The 21,323-nt window shown below is 67.9% G+C and carries 17 protein-coding genes; 6 read left to right on the forward strand and 11 right to left on the reverse strand.

All coding sequences use genetic code 11. The features are described 5' to 3' along the window. Positions 1-7 precede the first annotated feature (7 nt). Positions 8-241, forward strand: coding sequence for a hypothetical protein (locus tag AC1VVG_RS01360; protein WP_006494172.1), 234 nt, complete (start codon positions 8-10; stop codon positions 239-241). 81 nt (positions 242-322) lie between these two features. Here AC1VVG_RS01360 and AC1VVG_RS01365 read toward each other — a convergent pair whose 3' ends face one another. Further along, the gene (locus AC1VVG_RS01365; protein ID WP_482835160.1) at positions 323-1,093 is read right to left on the reverse strand and encodes a Mut7-C RNAse domain-containing protein; all 771 of its coding nucleotides are present in this window, start codon (positions 1,091-1,093) and stop codon (positions 323-325) included. Between AC1VVG_RS01365 and AC1VVG_RS01370 the strand changes: the two genes are divergently transcribed. Both AC1VVG_RS01370 and AC1VVG_RS01375 read left to right on the forward strand, forming a co-directional pair. Further along, a complete protein-coding gene (locus AC1VVG_RS01370) occupies positions 1,067-2,059 on the forward strand; it encodes an NAD(P)-dependent oxidoreductase (RefSeq protein WP_260435786.1) in 993 nt (330 codons plus the stop codon). The genes AC1VVG_RS01365 and AC1VVG_RS01370 overlap by 27 nt on opposite strands. A gap of 76 nt (positions 2,060-2,135) precedes the next feature. Then, positions 2,136-2,774 carry a LysE family translocator gene (locus tag AC1VVG_RS01375; protein WP_049030686.1) on the forward strand — a complete coding sequence of 213 codons (639 nt, stop codon included), beginning with the start codon at positions 2,136-2,138 and terminating at the stop codon, positions 2,772-2,774. 101 nt (positions 2,775-2,875) lie between these two features. Here the strand turns inward: AC1VVG_RS01375 and AC1VVG_RS01380 are convergent, their stop codons facing one another. Further along, entirely contained in the window at positions 2,876-4,159 is a 1,284-nt protein-coding gene (locus tag AC1VVG_RS01380) for an MFS transporter (protein WP_059559338.1), read from the reverse strand. A 97-nt stretch (positions 4,160-4,256) separates the two neighbouring features. Here AC1VVG_RS01380 and AC1VVG_RS01385 point away from each other — a divergent pair, with 97 nt between their 5' ends. After that, a complete protein-coding gene (locus AC1VVG_RS01385) occupies positions 4,257-5,186 on the forward strand; it encodes a LysR family transcriptional regulator (RefSeq protein ID WP_034188032.1) in 930 nt (309 codons plus the stop codon). A gap of 184 nt (positions 5,187-5,370) precedes the next feature. Here the strand turns inward: AC1VVG_RS01385 and AC1VVG_RS01390 are convergent, their stop codons facing one another. From AC1VVG_RS01390 to AC1VVG_RS01420, 7 genes are all read right to left on the reverse strand, one after another. Next, complete coding sequence (locus tag AC1VVG_RS01390) at positions 5,371-6,204, reverse strand: OmpW/AlkL family protein (protein WP_034188031.1); 834 nt, start codon at positions 6,202-6,204, stop codon at positions 5,371-5,373. A gap of 18 nt (positions 6,205-6,222) precedes the next feature. After that, positions 6,223-7,464 carry a DUF2957 domain-containing protein gene (locus tag AC1VVG_RS01395; protein WP_034188030.1) on the reverse strand — a complete coding sequence of 414 codons (1,242 nt, stop codon included), beginning with the start codon at positions 7,462-7,464 and terminating at the stop codon, positions 6,223-6,225. A 140-nt stretch (positions 7,465-7,604) separates the two neighbouring features. After that, positions 7,605-9,041 carry a DUF2957 domain-containing protein gene (locus AC1VVG_RS01400; RefSeq protein ID WP_034188029.1) on the reverse strand — a complete coding sequence of 479 codons (1,437 nt, stop codon included), beginning with the start codon at positions 9,039-9,041 and terminating at the stop codon, positions 7,605-7,607. Positions 9,042-9,474: 433 nt separating this feature from the next. Further along, on the reverse strand, positions 9,475-10,425 hold the full coding sequence (gene argC / locus AC1VVG_RS01405) for an N-acetyl-gamma-glutamyl-phosphate reductase (protein ID WP_034188028.1): 951 nt from the start codon (positions 10,423-10,425) through the stop codon (positions 9,475-9,477). A gap of 163 nt (positions 10,426-10,588) precedes the next feature. Continuing rightward, complete coding sequence (locus AC1VVG_RS01410; RefSeq protein WP_034188027.1) at positions 10,589-11,161, reverse strand: flavodoxin family protein; 573 nt, start codon at positions 11,159-11,161, stop codon at positions 10,589-10,591. Positions 11,162-11,375: 214 nt separating this feature from the next. Beyond that, complete coding sequence (locus AC1VVG_RS01415; protein ID WP_059559332.1) at positions 11,376-11,972, reverse strand: YbhB/YbcL family Raf kinase inhibitor-like protein; 597 nt, start codon at positions 11,970-11,972, stop codon at positions 11,376-11,378. A 240-nt stretch (positions 11,973-12,212) separates the two neighbouring features. Beyond that, on the reverse strand, positions 12,213-12,899 hold the full coding sequence (locus tag AC1VVG_RS01420; protein WP_006482887.1) for an orotate phosphoribosyltransferase: 687 nt from the start codon (positions 12,897-12,899) through the stop codon (positions 12,213-12,215). Positions 12,900-13,359: 460 nt separating this feature from the next. On the opposite strand from AC1VVG_RS01420, the gene AC1VVG_RS01425 reads away from it, so the two are divergent. Beyond that, the gene (locus tag AC1VVG_RS01425) at positions 13,360-15,630 is read left to right on the forward strand and encodes an NADP-dependent malic enzyme (protein WP_124608565.1); all 2,271 of its coding nucleotides are present in this window, start codon (positions 13,360-13,362) and stop codon (positions 15,628-15,630) included. A 147-nt stretch (positions 15,631-15,777) separates the two neighbouring features. Here AC1VVG_RS01425 and AC1VVG_RS01430 read toward each other — a convergent pair whose 3' ends face one another. After that, positions 15,778-19,368, reverse strand: coding sequence for an indolepyruvate ferredoxin oxidoreductase family protein (locus AC1VVG_RS01430; protein ID WP_482835163.1), 3,591 nt, complete (start codon positions 19,366-19,368; stop codon positions 15,778-15,780). A 342-nt stretch (positions 19,369-19,710) separates the two neighbouring features. Here AC1VVG_RS01430 and AC1VVG_RS01435 point away from each other — a divergent pair, with 342 nt between their 5' ends. Continuing rightward, the gene (locus tag AC1VVG_RS01435) at positions 19,711-19,905 is read left to right on the forward strand and encodes a hypothetical protein (protein ID WP_049028196.1); all 195 of its coding nucleotides are present in this window, start codon (positions 19,711-19,713) and stop codon (positions 19,903-19,905) included. 132 nt (positions 19,906-20,037) lie between these two features. Here AC1VVG_RS01435 and hppD read toward each other — a convergent pair whose 3' ends face one another. Continuing rightward, complete coding sequence (gene hppD, locus AC1VVG_RS01440; RefSeq protein WP_034188022.1) at positions 20,038-21,135, reverse strand: 4-hydroxyphenylpyruvate dioxygenase; 1,098 nt, start codon at positions 21,133-21,135, stop codon at positions 20,038-20,040. Positions 21,136-21,323 lie beyond the last annotated feature (188 nt).

Here is a 21,323-nt window from a genome sequence, read left to right on the forward strand (position 1 = left end):
AAGAACAATGAAGAAGACGCTCGCTTCGATCATCGCCGCGGCATTCGCGCTCGCATCGGTTTCGGCATTCGCACAGGCGTCCGCGCCGGCAGCCGACACGTCGGCAGCCGCTCCGGCACCGGCCAAGAAGGATCACAGCAAGCCGAAGCACCAGCTGAAGCACCACGGTTCGAAGAAGGGCCAGGCGAAGGCTGCAGCCGCATCGGCCGCCGGCACGAACGACGCAGGCACGCAGAACTAAGCACGCTGCCTGGGGACGGCAGGCGTAGCCGGCCGTCCGTCGAACAACCCCGCATGCTCCGGCATGCGGGGTTTTGTTTTTTCAGGCGCCGCGTTCGCCGGACGGCAGTGGCGATGGCCGTGACGGCGTACGCATCGCGTCGACCACCGCACGCATGCGCCGCCAGTGCGAGCCTTCCCAGAACACGCGCCGGCACACGTCGCACGCGGCGAAGCGCCGGTGCCGCTGCCGGACCCCGTCCGGCACGCGCGGCGCGGCGGCGGCCGCGTCGAGCGGGTGCAGCGGCGCATTGCAGCGCAGGCACAGCCGGAACGGCCGCATGTGCGGCGCGAGATCGAGCCGCTCGAACAGCTCGCGCAACTGGTCGGCCGGCTGCAGCGCATGCAGGTAGCAGCCGCGCACGACCGCGCGCCGCTTGAGCAGCTCGCGGTCGCGCGTCAGCACGATCCGGCCCTCCCGCTCGGCCAGCGCCGTGAGTTCGTCGTCGCGGTAGTGGTTGTCGTAGCAGGTGTCGAAGCCGGCGAGGCGCAGCAACTGAGCGAGGCCGCCGAGATGCGCGTCGGCGACGAAGCGCCACGGCACCGGCGGCGGCGCGGTGGCCCCGTTCGCCGCCGGCCGGGCGCGTTCCGGAAAGGCTTCGACGCGGTCGCCGTCGCAAAGCGGCCGGTCGAGCGCGGCGGGCAGATCGTTCACGCAAAGCCGGCCGATTTCGGTATGCGGGATACCGATCGCCTCGATCGCATGCTTCACCGTCGCGTCGCGCGCGCAGGCGCGCCCGAACGCGCGGTCGCGCCGCGCGCGCGGGAGAAACGCGTTCAGTTCGCCATGGAAGCGGAAGGTCGCGGTCGCCATCCGTGCAGTATCGCACCGCGCCCGGCCGGCGGCAGGCGCTGCAGACGGCCGGCATCTGTGTTTAACTCGCGGCTTCACGGAGCGAAGGAGCGGGCAATGGATCTCGGGTTTATCGGGCTGGGCGAAATGGGGCAGGCGATCGCGACGAACCTGCTGAAGGCGGGCCACACGGTGCGGGTCTGGAACCGGTCGCGCGAGCGCGCCGAGCCGCTCGCGGCGTTCGGCGCGCAGATCGTCGACACCCCGGCCGATGCGTTTCGCGGCGACGCGGTGTTCTCGATGCTCGGCGACGATGCCGCCGCGCGCGCGGTGTTCGACGACGCGCTGCTCGCGCAGGCGCCGCGCGGGCTGATCCACGTCAACATGGCGACGGTGTCGGTCGCGCTCGCCGAATCGCTCGCGCACGCGCACGCGTCGCGCGGTATCGACTACGTCGCCGCGCCGGTGATGGGGCGGCCCGACGTGGCCGCCGCCGCACGCCTGACGATCATGGCCGGCGGCCCGGCCGAGGCGATCGACCGCGTGCAGCCGCTGTTCGACGCGATCGGCCAGAAGACCTGGCGGTTCGGCTCGCTGCCGCAGCACGCGAACGTCGCGAAGATCGCCGCGAACTTCACGCTCGCGTCGGCGATCGAGACGCTCGGCGAGGCGTCGGCGCTGCTGGGCGCGCACGGCGTCGCGATGCGCGACTTCCTCGACGTGATCACCAACAGCGTGTTTCCGGGGCCGGTCTACGAGGGCTACGGCTCGATGATCGCGGAGCGGCGCTACGAGCCCGCGCGCTTCAAGGCGCGCCTCGGGCTGAAGGATGTCCGCCTCGCGCTGGAAGCCGGCGACGCGACGTCGGTGCCGCTGCCGGTGGCGAGCGTCGTGCGCGACAGCCTGCTCGACGCGCTCGCGCATGGCGGCGGCGACCAGGATTTCGCGGTGCTCGGCGAGGTCGCGCTGCGCCGCGCCGGCCGCTGACGCGCGACAGAAGCGCCATGCTCGCGGCATAATCGGCATTTCGTTTTCCCTGCATTCCCTACATTCAGAGGCGGTCATGAACCTGCATACGTGGTGGCTTTTCGTGGCGACGGTGTTCGTCGTATCGGCGATCCCGGGCCCGAACATGCTGCTCGTGATGACGCACGGCGCGCGCCACGGGCTGCGCCGCTCGGCGTCGACGATGGCCGGTTGCCTGAGCGCGCTGGTGCTGATGCTGTCGGTGTCGGCGGCGGGCCTCGGCGCGGTGCTCGAGGCGTGGCCGGCGATGTTCAACACGCTGCGCTTCGCGGGTGCGGCTTACCTGATCTACCTCGGCGTGAAGGCATGGCGCGCGCGTGCCGACGATGTCCCGGCGGCCGGCGCCGAGCCGGCGGCGGGCCAGACGGCGGCCGCATCGCGCGGGACGCTGTTCCGCAACGGTTTCCTGGTCGCGGGCAGCAACCCGAAGGCGATCTTGTTCGCGGCCGCCTTGCTGCCGCAGTTCATCAACGCGGCCGAGCCGACGCTGCCGCAATTCGGCATCCTCGTCGTCACGTTCGCGGTGATCGAGGTGAGCTGGTATCTCGTCTACGCGTCGTTCGGCACGCGCATCGGCACGACGCTGAAGAGCCAGAGCGTCGCGAAGGTGTTCAACCGGCTGACGGGCGGGCTGTTCGTCGGCTTCGGCGCGATGATGGCGCTCGTGCGTCACTGATTTCGACCCGACCTGATTCCGGCGCGCCGAACGCCCCGTCTCTTGCATGAGGGCGGGGCGTTCGGCTTTTCGGGGCCGCTTCAGGCCCGCTGCACCGCCGCTCATGCACGCGGGCGAGTCAATGCCGCCGCGCCGGCCCCGCGCCCGGCCGCGAGACCGAACCCGGCGGCCGTGCCGGCGAACGCGAACCCCACGCCGCACACCGCGTTCCATCCGCCCCAGGCCCAGGCGCTGCCCGCGAGCGCCGCGCCGAGTGCGCCGCCGACGAAGAACAGGCCGACGAACAGCCCGTTCAGGCGGCCGCGTGCGGCCGGGTCCAGCAGGTTGATCGCGCGGCGGCCGATCGTCTGGTCGACGATGACGCCCGCGTCCAGCAATGCCGCACCGCCGGCCAGCAGCGCGAGTGCGACGCCGCGATGCGCATGTGTGTCGAAACCGAACCAGCCGGCCCCGGCGATGCCCAGCACGACGAGCGCCGCGAGCATCGTGCCGTGCGCGATCCGCTGCGCGGCCGGGCCGTGGCCATGGTCGCCGGCGCGGCCGGCCAGCGGCGTGACGATCGCGCCGCTGGCGCCCGCGAACGCGAACAGCGCGATTCCGTGCAGGTCGAGCGCGAACGGCGGCTGCGCGAGCCGCAGCCCGATGGCCGTCCAGAACGCGCTGAACGCGGCCATCGCGAGCGCGGCCGACAGCGCATGCCGGCGCAGCACCGGTTCGTCGGCGAGCAGGCGCCCCAGCGACGCGAGCAGCGTGCGGTAGCCGGCCGTGATCGACGGCGTGCGCGCCGGCAGGCGCAGCGCGAGCACGACGGCGATCGCCGCATTCGCGACCGCGGCCAGCAGGTAGAACGCGCGCCACCCGGCCGAACCCGCGATCAGGCTCGCGAGCGGCCGCGACAGCAGGATGCCGAGCATCAGCCCGCTCATCACGTTGCCGACCGCGCGGCCACGCTGCGTTTCGGGCGCCATCGACGCGGCCATCGGCACGAGCATCTGGATCACGCTCGACGCCGCGCCGGCCGCCAGCGTCGCCAGCAGGAACACGGTGCCCGATTGCGTGAACGCGGGCAGCGCGAGCGCCGCGGCACACGCGGCGAGCGTCGCGACGATCAGGCGGCGGTTCTCGAGCAGGTCGACCAGCGGCACGAGCAGCACGAGCCCGGCCGCGTAGCCCAGCTGCGGCAGCATCGCGACGAGGCCGGCGAGGCCGGGCGGCAGGTGCAGGTCGGCGCTGATCGGGCCCGTCAGCGGTTGCGCGGCGAACAGGTCCATCACGATCACGCCGACCGTCGCGGCGAAGAACAGCGTCATCCCGGTGCTCAGCGCGGGCGGCGCGGCGACAGACGGGGGAACGGAGGCGGGACAACGGTGGGCAGGGCAGTTCATCGGAAGCCTGGGAGAGGGAGCGAAGGAATCCCCATCGTAGGTGCCCGATGTTTATGCGACAATTGAAATATGTCTAACATGATTATGCGAGTTTGTTTTGAATACGCGTGATCTCCTGGCGTTCGTGGCGGTGGTCGACAGCGGGTCGATGGTCGCCGCGGCCGCGAAGCTCCACCTGACGCAGCCGGGCCTGACGCGGCGTGTGCAGAACCTCGAAACGCTGCTCGGCGTGCCGCTGCTCGAGCGGCAAAGCAAGCCGCTGAAGCCGACCGCCACCGGGCGCGACGTCTACGCGCTCGCGCGCAACGTGCTGGGTGCGGTCGACGAACTGATGGCGGCGGGCGCGCCGGACAGCGAGCCGTCCGGCGAGCTGCGCATCGGCGTGCCGCCGTTCCTGTCCGAGCTCGCGCTCGAGCGGCCGATCGACCGGCTGCGCGACGCGTTCCCGCGCCTCACGCTGCGCGTGACGGCCGGCTGGTCGCCGGCGCTGATGCAGGGCATCGAGCGCGGTGCGCTCGACGTCGCGGCCGTGATGGTGCCGGCCAGTACGGTGCTGCCCGACGCGTTCGCCGCGACGCTGCTCGCGACGCAGCCGACGGTGCTCGTTGCCGCGCGCGACTTTCCGCTGCCGGACGGTCCGCTGTCGCTCGACACGCTGTCGGGTTTTCCGTGGGTGCTGAGCCAGGACGGCTGCGGGATGCGCTCGGCGCTGAGCCGCGCGCTCGGCGCGGCCGGGCTGCCGTTCGACGTCGCGGTCGAGGCGTTCGGCTCGGAGCTGCAGCTCTCACTCGTCGCGCGCGGCGCCGGGATCGGCATCGCCGCGCCGAATGCGCTGGCGCGCAGTGCGCATCGCGACGCATTGAGGGTGGTGGAAACGGCGGGGCTGGAAACGCGGATCAACGTGTGGATCGTGCACGGCACGCTGCCGGGCCGGCTGGTGCGGCCTGTCGCGCTGCTGCGCGACGCGCTGGGCGAGGTGCTTGACCGCGAGAACGGGGAAGGGTCAGATGCGGCAATGGCGAACTAGAGGCAGCGTTCGAGGGAAAATCCTTATTTTCTCTACGGAAATGTTGCAATGCGGAAATCGATTCGATATAGTGACACCTGTCTCCTCCATGTCTCCTCTGATATGGATTCAGCCCGCCGGTTAGGCGGGCTTTTTTTTGCCTGCGATTTTGCCGCGGCGATCCATTCGTCGGCGCGCGCCGGCGTCAGAACTTGTACGTCATCCCGACGTAGCTGATGATCGGGTCCGCCTTCAGGTCCGATTTCGATTCCGCGAGCACCGAACCGTCGGCCGCCTTGATCGTCACCGTCGACGTCGTCTTCAGCGGGATGTACGTCACCGATGCGATCAGCCCGAAGTGCTCCGTCATGTTGTACTGCAGGCCCGCGTTGAACACCGGCTGCCATGACGACGACGCCTTCGCTTCCACCGATGTCGTCCCCGGCTTGCCCGCGCCCGCCGCGAGGATCGCGCCGAGGTTGTCCTGCGTCTGCTTGATGAAGTTCGTGTTGAGCTGCAGGTCGCTGAACCAGTTGTACGACACGCCGAGGCCGAGGAACGGCCGGAACTTCGCGGTCGCCTGCCCGAAGTAGTACTGCAGGATCACCGCCGGGCTCCACTGCCGCACGCTCTTCACGATCGGGTTGACCGACGCCAGCCCGATGTTCTGCGTGCCGAGCGCGCCGGCAGGTCCCGGCGGCTTGATCGTGCCCTGGCCCGACACCTTGAACACCGGCGGCACGCCCGCCACCGACGTGACCGCGATGTGGTCGGTCAGGAAGTGGCTGACCGTCAGGCCGACGGTGTCGGCGCCGCTCGTGTGCAGCCCCGTGCCCGCCGACGTGAACGACGGCGGCAGCCGCAACGGCGTGTTGATCGGCGTCGGCGCGACGTTGGTCGTCATTGGCGTGCTGCTCTGCTGCGGCATGATGTGGAACCAGCCCAGCGTGACGACGTTGCTGCCGGCGCTCTGCGCGTGCGCCGCGAGCGGCGCCAGCACGGCGGCGCCGGCCGCCGCGCGGAGAAGGGTTGTCTTCATCACGGCTTTTCCCTCCGCTTACTGGACGAATGCGCCGATCGTGAAATACGGCGTCGATCCCGCGTTGTCGAGGAAACCGAACACGCCACCCGAGAAGATGAACTTGCCGGTCGGCGACGTGCTGCTTGCGCCCGTGTGGGTCGTCGTGACCGTGCCCGGCACCTTCTGCGTGTAGTCGAGGTCGAGCACGCGCGTGAGCGACGCCTGGGACGGCTGGAACGGATCGAGCAGCGTCGCCTGGGTGTTGATCAGCGCGGTGGTCCGGTAGTTGAACTCGCTGTCGACGCCGATGTACTCGCCGTTCTGCGAACCGGCCGCGATCGCCGTCTGCGGCGCGAGGATCGAGATGCTCGATTCGTCGTCTGCGGTGAGGCCCGGCACGCCGTTGCTGTCCGGCGTCGGGTTCGGGTTCGCGACGCCCGTGCGCACGAGGATCGGCACGAGCTGGTTGCGCAGCTTGCCGACGATCATGAAGCCCTTGCCCTGCGGCGTGGCCGACAGCGTCGGCTTCAGCTGGCTCTGGTAGTTGTTCGACTGGAACGCGCCGCTGCCGTCCGCGGACAGCGCGAAGTTCGAGCCCTGCTGCGTGCACGCGCCTCCGGCGAACTGGCCGGTCGAGTCGCACTTGGTCCACGAGCCGTCCGCGTTGATCGTCACCTTCGCGTCGATCGACGCCGGCGCGAACTTCTGCGACGGCACTTCGCCGAAGCCGGTGTGGCTGTACGTGCCGGCGACCTTCGTGATGTCGGTCTCGATCGACGAGAAGCCGATGAACGGGTAGTACGGGAATTTCGTGTCGGGCACCGCGGCCTGGCCGAGCACGCCGTCGAACTGGATTTCCTTGCCGGGGATCGTGCCGCCCGCGACGCCGAAGCCGACGAAGATCCGCGCCGGGCGCGATGCGTCGAGGCTCGCGCCGTTCAGCCGGAACGCGCACTGGTTCAGCTTGTTGGTCGGCAGCAGCGTTTCCTGCGTGAGCGTGCCGCTGTCGACGGTGCCCGCGCGGGTCGGCGTGACCGTGCCGGTCGTGCGCGGCACGGCCGATTCGACGTACGTCACCTGCCAGGTCATCTTGGTCGTGTCGAGCTGGACCTTCGCGAGTTCGCCGCTGCCCGCGCCGCCCGTGAACACGGTGCTGTAGTCGAGCGTGGCGGGACAGAGCCGGTCTTCGACGAGCGGCGGCGGGTTGTCGCTGCCGCCGCCGCAGGCGGAAAGAAGGGGGGCGGCAAGGGCCGCCGCCAGAATGAGGTTGCGCTTCATGTTGCTCCTCCAGATTTGTCTTGTACGGCGGCCAGCTCCCTGTCGGCCGCTTCTGTTCGTCGTGCTCGTCCTGCTCGCGCCGTGCCGCGCGCGTCGTGCGTTACGCGACGGCGGACGGGCCGCCGCCGCGTCCCCGTTCGCTACTTGCTGATCTGCGCGCCCACGCCGAAGTACGGTGTCGACGAAGTCGTCGAGTTCGCCGACGTCGACGTGACGCCGCCGTTCACCGTGCCCTGGATCAGTGCCGCGTACAGGCCACCCGTCGCGATCACCACGCCCGATGCGGACGGGTAGTTCGTGCCGGACGGCGGCCTCGGTGTCGTCGTCGCGTTCAGCAGGCCCGGCGTCGTCTGGCCGTAGTCGAGCGTGAAACCGTCTTCCTCGACCTGCGTGGACGGATTGATGAACGACGCGTTGCCGCCGCGGATCAGCGCGGCCGTGTACTTGAAGTTCGAGTCCGCGCCCGCGTAGCCGCCGTCGATCGTGCCCGACTGGATCGCCGTCGCCGCACCGAGCACCGCGATGCCCGATTCGTCGTCGACCTGCGCGTCGACGTGCAGCGGCGGCGTGCCGAGGTTCACGTTGCCCGTGCGCACGATCACCGGCACCGTCGCGCCGTTGAGCTGGCCGATCACCATGTGCGCGGTCGCCGACTTGCCGGTCGCGCCGACGATCGGCAATTGCGTCTGCGGCAGCGTCTGCGGCGCCTTCGTGCTGTCGAAGTAGCCGCCGTTCGCGCTCGTCTTCCACGGGTCGCCGGTCGTCTGGCAGCCGCCCGAGCCGCTCGACGTGCACGCGCCGTTCGCATCGAACGTCTCGCTCGAATTCGTGCCCTTCGTCGCGTAGTCGCCCGACGGCACGAGGTGGTAGATCAGCGCGTTGTACGTGCCCGGCAGCTTCGACAGGTCGGTCGTCGTGTTCGCGAAGCCGAGGAACGGATAGAAGTCGAAATGACGGTTGGGCACCTTGCCGACGTCCTTTGCCACCACGATCGGGCCGACGGCGATCGTCAGTCCGTCGTACTGGATCGTCGCGCCCGGAATGCCGCCGCCCGCGACGCCCATGCCGACCAGCAGCATCGGCGGGTTCGCCTGGTTGAAGTCGGCGGCCGTCGAATAGGTCGAGCCGTCCGGCGCGGGGCCCGTGCCCGGCGTGAGGACGAATGCGCAACGCGTCTGCTCGGCGGTCGGCAGCGTGCCGGTCGGCGGGTGGATGACCTTGCCGGTGATGGTCGTGCCGACGCGGCTCGGCGTGACGGTGCCCGTCTTCAGCGGAATCGGCGATTCGAGCCACTTGAGCGTGTACGTCATCGCGACCGCGTCGATGTTGACGCTGACGATCTCGCCGCTACCGGCGCCGCCGAGATACGTGCTCTTCACGATGTCGGCGTTGGCCGGGCACAGCGCGCCGTTGATGGGCTGCGACGGCGGCGGCCCTTGCGTGCCGCAACTCGATCCGGAACATTGGGGCGCGTTGATCGGCGCGAGCGCGCCGCCGGAGTCCCCTCCACCACATGCAACCAGGAAAGGGGCGATGGCAAAGGCCGTTGCCACCCCCTTCGATAAGGCGTGCGACATGCCGCTGTCTCCAATCGTTTAATTGTGCGAGCTAATGTCGCTGCCTGGGTTTTTGCTGTCAATTGATGAACCCGTCTAAAAAAGGCGATTGAAACGGGAATCGTGTTTTGAGTCCTTGCCTGACATGGCATTCGGTAAGAATTTAAACGTGCGGCAGGCCGAGAAAAGCTTCCTGAGTGGGGGATGCGCGACGCCCGGCACGCTCTCGGCGCGCCTTCCTGCGGATAACGGCAGCGTTTAAAGCGACGGTATCCGGTTTATCCCTATTCGGGATTGACTGGAGCAGGATCGGGGGATTTAATTCGCCGGTAATCGCGCAATGGAAAGCTTGTAAATATTTGTAAATGCGCGATCAGGGATTTTTATTTATTGCCTGATATGGATAAATAAAAAGCCGGCCACTGGCCGGCTTTGCATTGCATGCGATGCTGAATCAGCGTTTGAGACCTGCGTCCTCGGCCGCGCCGATGTTCAGGTTCATGCACTGGATCGCGGCGCCCGACGCGCCCTTGCCGAGGTTGTCGAGGCGCGCGACCGTGACGAAGCGCTCGGCATTGCCGAACACGAACAGGTCGACACGGTTCGTATCGTTGTTCGCCTGTACGTCGAAGAAGCCGCCGTCGAGGTTCGCGTCCGCATCGAATGGTGCGACGCGCACGAACGCTTCGTCCGCGTAGTACTCGGCGAACACACGCTGCACGTCCTGCGGCGTGGCGCGCTTCGCGAGCTGCTCGGGCGTGAAGTAGGTCGTCACCGCGAGCCCCTTCAGGAACGGGCCGACGATCGGCGTGAAGATCGGTGCGTTCGCGAGGCCCGTGTGCGCGGCCATTTCCGGCAGGTGCTTGTGCGTGAGGCCGAGCGCATACGGGCGCGGGCTCGCGAGCTTGCCGCCGGGCGCCGCGCTTTCGTATTCGGCGATCATCGACTTGCCGCCGCCGCTGTAGCCGGTGATCGAGTAGCTGTGCGCGGCGAACGTCGGCGCGACGATCCCTGCGTCGACGAGCGGGCGCATCGCGAGCACGAACGCCGAGGCGTGGCAGCCGGGCACGGCGATGCGCTTCGACGTCCGAATCTTCTCGCGCTGCGCGCGGGTCAGCTCGGGCAGGCCGTAGGCCCAGTCGGCGCTCGTGCGGAATGCGGTGCTCGCGTCGATCAGCGTCGTGTTCGGGTTCTCGACGAGCGAGGCCGATTCGCGCGACGCGACGTCGGGCAGGCACAGGAACGTGACGTCCGACGCGTTGATCAGGCGGCGGCGCTCGTCGACGTCCTTGCGCTTCGCTTCATCGATACGCAGGATCTCGATGTCGTTGCGTGCCGACAGGTATTCGAAGATCTTGAGGCCGGTCGTGCCTTCCTGGCCGTCGACAAAAACTTTGGTGCTCATTTCGCTCTCACTGGATGAAACGCGGGCCCGCGCCCGGAAACCGCCATTTTAAGACGTCATCCGGCGGGTCTGCGCCGCGCGGGGCGAAAAAAGACGGCCGCCGGCCGTCTTGTGTCCCTTTGCGACGCCCGCCGGTGCGGGCGTGCGGGCGTCAGGGGCGTGTTCAGCGGGCGCCGGCGTCCCAGCGTGCGGTCGCTTCGGCCACGCGCCGGCCGAATGCCTTGCCGGTCTCGAGGTCGCCCGGCAGCGGGCCTTCGTCGGGCGTCGCGTCGGCCGGCGATTGCGCGAGCAGGCCCGTGGAGCCGCCGAGGTAGTTGATGTCGTTGCGCGTGGCCGCCTTCGAGTTGGCCGGCATCAGGCTCGTGCCGACCCACACCATCCCGTGCTGCATCGCCAGCGTGACGAAATATTGAATCGTCGAGAACTTGTCGCCGTTCATCGTCGCGGAGTTCGTGAAGCCCGCGGCGACCTTGTCCTTCCACTTCTGCGTGAACCACGCTTTCGACGTGGCATCGGCGAATTGCTTGAACTGCGCCGACGGGCCGCCCATGTAGGTCGGCGCGCCGAAGATGATCGCGTCGGCCGCGTCGAGGGCGGCCCAGCCCGCGTCGTCGAGGTCGCCGACGGCGATCAGGCGCACGTTCGCGCCGGCGTCCTGCGCGCCGGCATGCACGGCCTCGGCCAGTTTCTGCGTGTGACCGTAGCCGCTGTGATAGACGATGACGATGTTCGACATGAAGCGTTCTCCGGAAAGGGACGGGAACGGCGGACCGCAGGCTCGCCGCGTCACGCGCCGCCTGCCGGCGGCGCGACGGTCGCGCGGCAGGGATTGCCGCGGCCGGTGACGACGAGTCTAGCAAGCCGAAATGACGAGACAACGTGCGCGCGGCGCACTGAAATTCGCGGCGGACGGCCATCGCGGCGGCGCCGTCTGGTGGCGCATGGCGCCGCTACTGGCCGTAAGTGACCGTGAATTGCGCGGTGCCGATCGCCAGCGTGCCGATCTCGTGCTCGAACATCGGCGCGGGGCGGCCCTGCGACACGCGCAGGTCGGTGCCTTTCAGCGCGTAGACGGTGATCACGTAGCGGTGCGGCTTGCCGGGCGGCGGGCACGGGCCGCCGTAGCCGTCGCTGCCGAAGTCGTTGCGCGCCTCGCTCGCGCCGATGCGCCGCAGGAAGCCGGATGCGCTCGCGTCGGCCGGCAGGCTCGTGACGGTGGCCGGGATGCCCGCGACGGCCCAGTGCCACCAGCCGTGGCCGGGCGCATCGGGATCGAAGATCGTGACCGCATAGCCGCGCGTGCCGGGCGGCGGGTTGTGCCATGCGAGCTGCGGCGAGCGGTTCGCGCCCTTGCAGTCGCCGCGGTCGAATACGTTCGCGGCGCGCACGCGCCCGCCGGGCGTCAGGTCGTCGCTCGTCACGGTGAACGGGCTTTCCGCGTGTGCGGGCAGCGCCGCGAACACGGCGGCGCAGAGCAGGACGAAGCGGATGGACGGAGACGGGTGACCCGATGGCGCAGGCGGAGTGGTCCGGCGATCCACACGCATATGGCGCTTCTCCCGTCACGTGGGCCGGCCCGATGCTCCCGGCGTTGTTGGCGTTGTGTGTTGCCCGCGCAGCTGATGGCGGCGATGGTTCAAGTCTAGCATTAGGGTTCGATGAACGACGCACGCCGCCGCCCGCGATTGCGCCCGGTCATCGTGCGGATCGGCGGACGAAAAAAAACCGCCCGCGATCGGGCGGGCGGTTTTTTCGGCCAGGACGCCGGCATGCAGGCCGGCGCGGCGTCATTCCTTCGGGGCCGTCGCGCCGCCGTGCGCCGCCGACCACTCGGCCGGCGCGTGCAGGAATTTCTCGACTTCGTCGAGCGTCTTCGTTTCGAAGTAGCCGGAGGCCTTCGCGACGCGCAGCACGTCCCACCACGTCGCCAGCGCGTGCAGGTCGACGTCGATATCCTTCAGGACCGACACGCTTTCCTTGAAGATGTTGTAGTGGAACAGCACGAAGCAGTGGTTCACCGTCGCGCCCGCGGTGCGCAGCGCGTTGACGAAGTTGATCTTGCTGCGGCTGTCGGTCGTCAGGTCTTCCACCAGCAGCACGCGCGAGCCTTCTTCCAGATGGCCTTCGATCTGCGCGTTGCGGCCGAAACCCTTCGGCTTCTTGCGCACGTACTGCATCGGCACCATCATCCGGTCCGCGATCCAGGCCGCGAACGGGATGCCGGCCGTCTCGCCGCCCGCCACCGCGTCGATCTGCTCGAAGCCGATGTCGCGCGTGATCGTCGTTTCCGCCATTTCCATCAGCGCCCGGCGCACGCGCGGGTACGAGATCAGCTTGCGGCAGTCGATATAGACGGGGCTTGCCCAGCCGGACGTGAAGATGAACGGTTTTTCGGCGTTGAAGTGCACCGCCTGCACTTCGAGCAGGATTTTGGCGGTCGTATCCGAGATCGACTGACGATCGTAGCCTGTCATGGGCATTCCTTGGGTGATGAGCGAGGAGCGGGCGCGGGCCCGGTGGCGCAGCAAGGGGAACCTGCCCAGGGGGCCGGGGCGCGATCGGAGGACCAATCGCATCGCTGCGCGCGTAGCCGGCTATTTTACCCGATTCAGGCCGGTTTTCGGCGAAATTCGCGCAGGTTCGCGTGGCCCCTCACCACCGGCGAAACAAACGGGGCGCGAACGACCCGGTGCCGATGCCTGGGATGCGGCGCTGCACCAACGGGCGTCATTTAGGGGGTGTACACTAGGCGACCCTTAGAAATCGTTCAGTACTTTGTACTTTCCTCTTGCCACCCGCCAAGGTTCGATGGCGTGCCGACCCGGCGCGTCGCGTGCCGTCTCGCAGTCGACCACCCCCTCGATTCAAGCAGACGCGGCCGAAGGTGCTGTGTACTGAGCCGTCAATATTTCGCATGTCTCTCGCAGGTCAATCATGGACGAACAACTGAAGCAGGCCGCTCTCGCTTATCACCTGAATCCGAAACCCGGCAAGATTTCGGTCACCCCCACCAAGCCGCTGTCGAACCAGCTCGATCTGTCGCTCGCGTATTCGCCGGGCGTCGCCGCCGCGTGCGAGGCGATCCACGCCGATCCGCTCGACGCGCAGAAGTACACGTCGCGCGGCAACCTGGTCGGCGTGATCACGAACGGCACGGCCGTGCTCGGCCTCGGCAACATCGGCCCGCTCGCCGCGAAGCCGGTGATGGAAGGCAAGGGCTGCCTCTTCAAGAAATTCGCGGGCATCGACGTGTTCGACATCGAGCTGTCGGAGTCCGACCCCGACAAGCTCGTCGAGGCGATCGCGATGCTCGAGCCGACGCTCGGCGGCATCAACCTCGAGGACATCAAGGCGCCGGAATGCTTCTACATCGAGCAGAAGCTGCGCGAGCGCATGAAGATCCCCGTCTTCCACGATGACCAGCATGGCACCGCGATCATCGCGTCGGCCGCGATCCTGAACGGCCTGAAGGTCGTCGGCAAGAAGCTGTCCGACGTGAAGCTCGTGTGCTCGGGCGCCGGCGCCGCGGCCATCGCGTGCCTGGACCTGCTGGTGAACCTCGGCCTGACGAAGTCGAACATCCTCGTCGCCGATTCGAAGGGCGTGATCTACGAAGGGCGCGGCAACCTCGACCCGTCGAAGCAGCGCTACGCGGCCACCACCGACGCGCGCTCGCTCGCCGACGCGATCGTCGGCGCGGACGTGTTCCTCGGCTGCTCAAGCGCGGGCGTGCTGAAGCAGGACATGGTCAAGACGATGGGCGAGCGCCCGCTGATCCTGGCGCTCGCGAACCCGGAACCGGAAATCCGCCCGGAAGACGCGAAGGCCGTGCGCCCGGACGCGATCGTCGCGACCGGCCGTTCGGACTACCCGAACCAGGTCAACAACGTGCTGTGCTTCCCGTTCATCTTCCGCGGCGCGCTCGACGTCGGCGCGACGACGATCACGGAAGAAATGAAGCTCGCGTGCGTGCGCGCGATCGCCGAGCTGGCGCAAGAAACCGACCAGAGCGAGGAAGTCGCGAAGGCGTACGAAGGCCACTCGCTCGAATTCGGGCCGGACTACCTGATCCCGAAGCCGTTCGACCCGCGCCTGATCATCAAGATCGCGCCGGCCGTCGCGCAAGCCGCGATGGATTCGGGTGTCGCCACGCGCCCGATCCAGGACATGGACGCGTACCGCGAGCAACTCGGCGCGACCGTCTACCGCACCGGCATGGTGATGCGCCCGGTGTTCGCGACCGCGAAGCAGAAGCAGGCCCGCATCGTGTTCGCCGAGGGCGAGGACGAGCGCGTGCTGCGCGCCGCGCAGTTCGTGCTGCAGGAAAAGATCGCCAGGCCGATCATCGTCGGCCGTCCGTCGGTCGTCGACATGCGCCTGCAGAAGATCGGCTCGAAGCTGAAGGCCGGCGTCGATTTCGAAATCGTCGATCCGGAAGACGATGCGCGCTACCACCGCTACTGGCAGGCGTATCAGGAGATCGGCGCGCGCGACGGCGTGACGCCGGAAGTCGCGAAGGCCGCGATGCGCAAGTTCAACACGCTGATCGGCACGATGCTCGTGCACCTGGGCGACGCGGACGGGATGATCTGCGGGATGATCGACACGTTCCACAGCCACCTGAAGTTCATCGAGCAGGTGCTGGGCCGCGCGAAGGGCGCCGAGCACTTCGCCGCGATGAACCTGCTGATGCTGCCGGGCCGCAACCTGTTCGTGTGCGACACGTACGTGAACGAGCTGCCGAGCGCCGAACAGCTGGCCGACATGACGATCCAGGCCGCGGCCGAGATCGAGCGCTTCGGCATCGCGCCGAAGGCCGCGCTGCTGTCGAACTCGAACTTCGGCAGCGCGCCGTCGGCGTCGTCGCGCCGGATGGGCGAGGCCCGCAAGCTGATCGTCGAGCGCGCACCGAACCTGGAAGTCGACGGTGAAATGCACGGCGACGCGGCACTGTCGGAAGTGATCCGCAAGCAGGCGTTCCCGGGCACGACGCTGTCGGGCGAAGCGAACCTGCTGATCATGCCGAACGTCGAGGCGGCGAACATCGCGTACAACCTGCTGAAGATGGTCGGCGGCGAAGGCGTGACGGTCGGCCCGTTCCTGCTCGGCGCGGCGAAGCCGGTCCACATCCTGACGCCGGCCGCGACCGTGCGCCGGATCATCAACATGACGGCCGTTGCCGCCGCGAACGTGAACACGAAGTAAGTCCGCGCCCGCGTGTGCCGCGCTCGATGCGCGGCGCAATGAAAAACGCCACGGAACGCAGGTTCCGTGGCGTTTTTTTTCGCATGAACCGCAACGGCGGGGCGGGCGGGGCGTCCCGAGCGCGAACGCCTCGCCTGCCGCGTCCCGTTACGCGACCTGCTGGTGCGACTGGCCGCCTGCCGGCGAACGCCACTTCGTCAGCAGCGTGTCCCACTTCCGGCGTACCGCGCGCAGGTTGTTCTCCTTCACGTGGCCGTAGCCGCGAATGCCGTCCGGCAGCGCCGCGAGCTCGAGCGCGAGCGGGCGGTTGGCCGCGTTCAGTTTGCCGAGCACCTCGCCGATCAGCGCTTCGTACTCGCCGATCAGCGCGCGCTCGGTGCGGCGCTCCTCGGTGCGGCCGAACGGATCGAGCCCCGTGCCGCGCAGGAACTTCGCTTTCGCGAGCAGCCGGAACGCCGACATCATCCACGGGCCGTACGCCTTCTTCACGAGATGGCCGTGAGCATCCGTCTTAGCGAACAGCGGCGGCGCGAGGTGGAATTTCAGCTTCCAGTCGCCTTCGAACTGCGCGCTCAGGCGCGCGAGGAACGCGGGGTCGGACTGCAGTCGCGCGACCTCGTATTCGTCCTTGTACGCCATCAGCTTGAACAGGTTGCGCGCGACCGCTTCGGTCAGTTGCTCCTGCACCGTGTCGCCGTCCGCCAGCGCGCGTTCGGCGGCGCGCACCTTGTCGACGAAGGCCGCATAACGCGAGGCGTACGCGGCATCCTGGTACGCGGTGAGGAATTCCACACGCTTCGCGATCAACGCGTCGACCGCCTTCTTCGTGTGCAGCGCGATCACCGTGGCGCCTTGCGCGGGACGTGCGTCGCCGGCCGCGGCCTGCTTCACGCTGGCGAGGTCGTACGCGGCGCGGCGGCCCCAGTCGAATGCCGCACGGTTCTTCTCGACCGACACCGCATTCAACTCGATCGCACGTTCGAGCGACGCGAGCGTGAGCGGCAGCCAGCCTTTCTGCCACGCGTAGCCGAGCACGAACGGGTTCGTGTAGATCGCGTCGCCGAGCAGCGCGACCGCGAAGCGGTTCGCGTCGATGAAGTCGACCGCGGTGCCTGCCGCCGCGCGGATGTCGTTCTCCGCGGACAGCCCCGGGAATGCCCAGTTCGGGTTCTTGATGAACTCGGCGGTCGGCGTCTGCGCGCTGTTGACGACCACGCGCGTCGTGTCGTGCCGCATCCGCGACGTGCACTCGTCGCCGGCCGTGACGATCGCGTCGCAGCCGATCACGAGGTCGGCTTCGCCCATCGCGATCCGCGTCGCATGGATGTCGGTCGGCGCGTGCGAGATCTGCACGTGGCTCATCACGGCACCGCCCTTCTGCGCGAGGCCGGTGACGTCGAGCACGGTCACGCCCTTGTTTTCCAGATGCGCGGCCATCCCGAGCAGCGCGCCGATCGTGACGACGCCCGTGCCGCCGACGCCCGTCACGAGCACGCCGTACGCACGGTCGATCTCGGGCAGCGTCGGTTCCGGGATCGGCGGCAGCGCGTTGCCGTCGACCGAAACCGCCTTCGGCTTCTTCAACTGGCCGCCCTCGACCGTGACGAAGCTCGGGCAGAAGCCCTTCACGCACGAGAAATCCTTGTTGCAGCTCGACTGGTTGATCTGGCGCTTCGTGCCGAATTCGGTTTCCAGCGGCTCGACCGACAGGCAGTTCGACTGCACCGAGCAGTCGCCGCAGCCTTCGCACACCGCGTCGTTGATCACGACGCGTTTGGCCGGATCCGGATACGTGCCGCGCTTGCGGCGACGGCGCTTCTCGGTCGCGCAGGTCTGGTCGTAGATCAGGATCGTCGTACCCTCGATCTCGCGCAGCTCGCGCTGCACGTCGTCGAGCTGGTCGCGGTGATGGACCGTCACGCCCGGCGCGAGCAGCGCCTTCTGGCTGTCGTACTTCTCCGGCTCGTCGGTCACGATCACGATCTTCTTCGCGCCTTCGGACGCGAGCTGGTGCGTGATCTGCGGCACCGTCAGCACGCCGTCGACCGGCTGGCCGCCCGTCATCGCGACGGCGTCGTTGTAGAGGATCTTGTAGGTGATGTTCGCCTTCGACGAAATCGCCGCGCGCACGGCCAGCAGGCCCGAGTGGAAGTAGGTGCCGTCGCCGAGGTTCGCGAACACGTGCTTCTCGTCCGTGAACGGCGCCTGGCCGATCCACGGCACGCCTTCGCCGCCCATCTGGCTGAAGGTGCTCGTGCTGCGGTCCATCCATACGGTCATGTAGTGGCAGCCGATGCCGGCGATCGCCCGCGAGCCTTCCGGCACGTTGGTCGACGTGTTGTGCGGGCAGCCCGAGCAGAACCACGGCTTGCGCTCGGTCTGCACATGCGGCTTCGCGAGCGCCATTTCCTTCGCGTTGATCACCGCGAGCCGCGCGGCGATGCGCGCACGCACGTCGGACGGCAGCTCGAACTTATCGAGGCGCGTCGCGATCGCCTTCGCGATGATCGCCGGCGACAGTTCGTAGTGCGCTGGCAGCAGCCAGTTGCCCATCGGCACCGACCATTCGCCGCCGGCGCCGTCCTTCTCGTCGAACTTGCCGAACACGCGCGGGCGCTGGCCGTCCGGCCAGTTGTACAGCTCTTCCTTGATCGCGTATTCGAGAATCTGGCGCTTTTCCTCGACGACCAGGATTTCGTCGAGGCCGCGCGCGAACGCCTGCGCGCCCTGTGCTTCGAGCGGCCATACGCAGCCGACCTTGTAGAGCCGGATGCCGATCCGCGCGCAGGTGTCGTCGTCGAGGCCGAGATCGGTCAGCGCCTGGCGCACGTCGAGATACGCCTTGCCGCCCGTCATGATCCCGAAGCGCGCGTTCGGCGAATCGATCTCGATCCGGTCGAGCTTGTTCGCGCGCACATAAGCGAGCGCGGCATACCACTTGTAGTCGAGCAGCCGCGCTTCCTGCACGAGCGGCGGGTCGGGCCAGCGGATGTTCAGCCCGCCTTCCGGCAGGATGAAATCGGTCGGCAGCACGATCTCGGTGCGATGCGGGTCGATGTCGACCGACGCCGACGATTCGACGACGTCCGTCACGCACTTGAGCGCGACCCACAGGCCCGAGTAGCGGCTCATCGCCCAGCCGTGCAGGCCGAAATCGAGATATTCCTGCACGTTGGACGGGAACAGCACGGGCAGGCCGCACGCCTTGAAGATGTGTTCGGACTGGTGCGCGAGCGTCGACGATTTCGCCGCGTGGTCGTCGCCGGCGAGCACCAGCACGCCGCCGTGCTGCGACGAGCCGGCCGAGTTCGCGTGCTTGAAGACGTCGCCGGTGCGGTCGACGCCCGGGCCCTTGCCGTACCACATGCCGAACACGCCGTCGTGCTTCGCGCCGGGGTACAGGTTCACCTGCTGCGAGCCCCATACGGCGGTGGCGGCGAGATCTTCGTTGAGGCCGGGCTGGAAGACGATCTGGTGGGCCGCCAGATGCTGCTTGGCTTTCCAGAGCGACAGATCGAGGCCGCCGAGCGGCGAGCCGCGGTAGCCGGAGATGAAGCCGGCCGTATTGAGACCGGCGGCGCGGTCGCGTTCCTGCTGGAGCATCGGCAGGCGCACGAGGGCCTGGATGCCGCTCATGTACGCGCGACCGCGCTCGAGTGTGTATTTGTCGTCAAGCGTGACGGACTTCAGCGCGGCTTCTAGCGACGCGCGTTGGTCTGCGTCTAGCGGGGCATTCATTAACTGTCTCCTCCACCCGGTCTGGGATCACCAAAACTTCGGTTGCGTCGGCATCTTTTGGATGCGTCGGCAGTGGCCGGCATGTTCGCCGGTTTTAAGCGATGGTAGCACTGGGGCAAACCCGCCGCCCATCGGTTCGAATGCGGTTGGAAGGCAGGTGGAATGGCGGCGGCGCACCGAAAAAAAGGGGCGTGATGATGCGTTACATCATGTAAAAGCATGTAAAGCCGCGTCCATCTGCGGGCAAATGCCGTTAATCTTGTCGGCCTGCCGGAGGTGCCCGGTCGCGTGGGTTCGTTTCGACGCAATCGGGGAGGCGCCGGCAGTTTTACAGGAGGTGCAATGAACACACGTCATATCCAGAGTTTCCTGATCGTGTCCGCCGCGTTTTTCGCGATGACCGGCCCGGTGCGCGCGCAAGGCGCGAGCGCACTGGCGGCAGCCGGCGCGCAGATGCGTCAGATCGTGCCGGCCCAGGACGCCGCCGCGCAGCCGTCGGCCGAGCGCGCCGTCGAGTCGAAGGCGAACGCGCGTTGATCCGGTCGCGCGGCCGGCAGGCCGCGCCGGAATGAGAGAAGGGCGGGAATCCTCGGATTCCCGCCCTTTTTCTTTGCGCCGCCGGATCGTGCGGGCGGCCCGGTTGCCCGAGGCCGCCGCTTGCCGAGTGCGTCAGGCCTTGTCCTGCACGACGCCGCGGCGGATCTGGTCGAGTTCGATCGACTCGAACAGCGCCTTGAAGTTGCCTTCGCCGAAGCCCTGGTTGCCCTTGCGCTGGATGATCTCGAAGAAGATCGGCCCGATCTGGTTCTCGGTGAAGATCTGCAGCAGCAGGTCGTCGCGCGCGCCGTCGATCAGGATCTTGCGCTTCTTCAGTTCGTCCAGCGATTCGCCGTGGTTCGGCACGCGGCGGTCGACCAGCTCGTAATACGTGTCGATCGTGTCGAGCAGTTTCACTTCCTTGCTGCGCAGGCCGTCGACCGCCTGGTAGATGTCGCTCGCGCCGAGCGCGATGTGCTGGATCCCTTCGCCGTGGTACGCGTCCAGGTATTCCTGGATCTGGCCGGCCGTTTCCGAGCCTTCCTCGTTGATCGGGATGCGGATCTTGCCGCACGGCGACGTCATCGCCTTCGACTTCACGCCCGTCACCTTGCCTTCGATGTCGAAGTAACGCACTTCGCGGAAGTTGAACAGGCGCTCGTAGAACTCGGCCCATTCCTGCATGCGGCCGCGGTGCACGTTGTGCGTCAGGTGGTCGATGTACGTCAGGCCGTGGCCGACCGGGTTCGGGTTCGCGCCGGCGATCGGCTCGAAGTCGACGTCATAGATGCTGATGTCGCCGATCGCGCCCGGCTGCGCGCCGTTCTTGCCGCGCCAGCGGTCGACGAAATAGATCAGCGAATCGCCGATGCCCTTGATCGCCGGGATGTTCAGCTCCATCGGGCCCGTCTTGTTGTCGAAGCCCCACGCGCCGAGGTCGAGCGCGCGCTGGTACGCCTTCGCGGCGTCCTGCACGCGGAATGCGATCGCGCAGATCGACGGGCCGTGCAGGCGCGCGAAGCGTTGCGCGAACGAGTCGGGTTCGGCGTTGATGATGAAGTTGATGTCGCCCTGGCGGTACACCGTCACGTCCTTGTGGCGGTGGCGTGCGATCGCGGTGAAACCCATCCGCTCGAACAGTTGTCCGAGCGCTTTCGGGTCCGGCGCCGTGTATTCGATGAATTCGAAGCCGTCGGTGCCGACGGGGTTGTCCCAGTTGGGGATCTGCATGTCGTGTCTCCTGTGCGGGGCGGTCGGCCCGGGGCGACGTCCGCCTGCCTGGCCTGGTTCGATGTCGACGGCCGCACATGCCCGGGCGTGCGCGGCGAATCGATACATGCGACAGAGTGTAGCGGGCGGGCACGAGCGGAAACTTGCGAACTTAATCGCCGCCCCCTACGATGGCGCAATTTCCAGCC

The organism is Burkholderia sp. L-4 (genome assembly GCF_056856535.1).

What these genes read in the sequence shown, in the direction of transcription:
- AC1VVG_RS01380 (WP_059559338.1), bottom strand. Translation starts at nt 4,159, where the DNA reads ATGAACTGCCCTGCCCACCGTTGTCCCGCCTCCGTTCCCCCGTCTGTC.
- AC1VVG_RS01425 (WP_124608565.1), top strand. Translation starts at nt 13,360, where the DNA reads ATGGACGAACAACTGAAGCAGGCCGCTCTCGCTTATCACCTGAATCCG.
- AC1VVG_RS01410 (WP_034188027.1), bottom strand. Translation starts at nt 11,161, where the DNA reads ATGTCGAACATCGTCATCGTCTATCACAGCGGCTACGGTCACACGCAG.
- hppD (WP_034188022.1), bottom strand. Translation starts at nt 21,135, where the DNA reads ATGCAGATCCCCAACTGGGACAACCCCGTCGGCACCGACGGCTTCGAA.
- AC1VVG_RS01435 (WP_049028196.1), top strand. Translation starts at nt 19,711, where the DNA reads ATGAACACACGTCATATCCAGAGTTTCCTGATCGTGTCCGCCGCGTTT.
- AC1VVG_RS01370 (WP_260435786.1), top strand. Translation starts at nt 1,067, where the DNA reads ATGGAAGCGGAAGGTCGCGGTCGCCATCCGTGCAGTATCGCACCGCGC.
- AC1VVG_RS01360 (WP_006494172.1), top strand. Translation starts at nt 8, where the DNA reads ATGAAGAAGACGCTCGCTTCGATCATCGCCGCGGCATTCGCGCTCGCA.
- AC1VVG_RS01390 (WP_034188031.1), bottom strand. Translation starts at nt 6,204, where the DNA reads ATGAAGACAACCCTTCTCCGCGCGGCGGCCGGCGCCGCCGTGCTGGCG.
- AC1VVG_RS01420 (WP_006482887.1), bottom strand. Translation starts at nt 12,899, where the DNA reads ATGACAGGCTACGATCGTCAGTCGATCTCGGATACGACCGCCAAAATC.
- AC1VVG_RS01400 (WP_034188029.1), bottom strand. Translation starts at nt 9,041, where the DNA reads ATGTCGCACGCCTTATCGAAGGGGGTGGCAACGGCCTTTGCCATCGCC.
- AC1VVG_RS01395 (WP_034188030.1), bottom strand. Translation starts at nt 7,464, where the DNA reads ATGAAGCGCAACCTCATTCTGGCGGCGGCCCTTGCCGCCCCCCTTCTT.
- argC (WP_034188028.1), bottom strand. Translation starts at nt 10,425, where the DNA reads ATGAGCACCAAAGTTTTTGTCGACGGCCAGGAAGGCACGACCGGCCTC.
- AC1VVG_RS01365 (WP_482835160.1), bottom strand. Translation starts at nt 1,093, where the DNA reads ATGGCGACCGCGACCTTCCGCTTCCATGGCGAACTGAACGCGTTTCTC.
- AC1VVG_RS01430 (WP_482835163.1), bottom strand. Translation starts at nt 19,368, where the DNA reads ATGAATGCCCCGCTAGACGCAGACCAACGCGCGTCGCTAGAAGCCGCG.
- AC1VVG_RS01375 (WP_049030686.1), top strand. Translation starts at nt 2,136, where the DNA reads ATGAACCTGCATACGTGGTGGCTTTTCGTGGCGACGGTGTTCGTCGTA.
- AC1VVG_RS01415 (WP_059559332.1), bottom strand. Translation starts at nt 11,972, where the DNA reads ATGCGTGTGGATCGCCGGACCACTCCGCCTGCGCCATCGGGTCACCCG.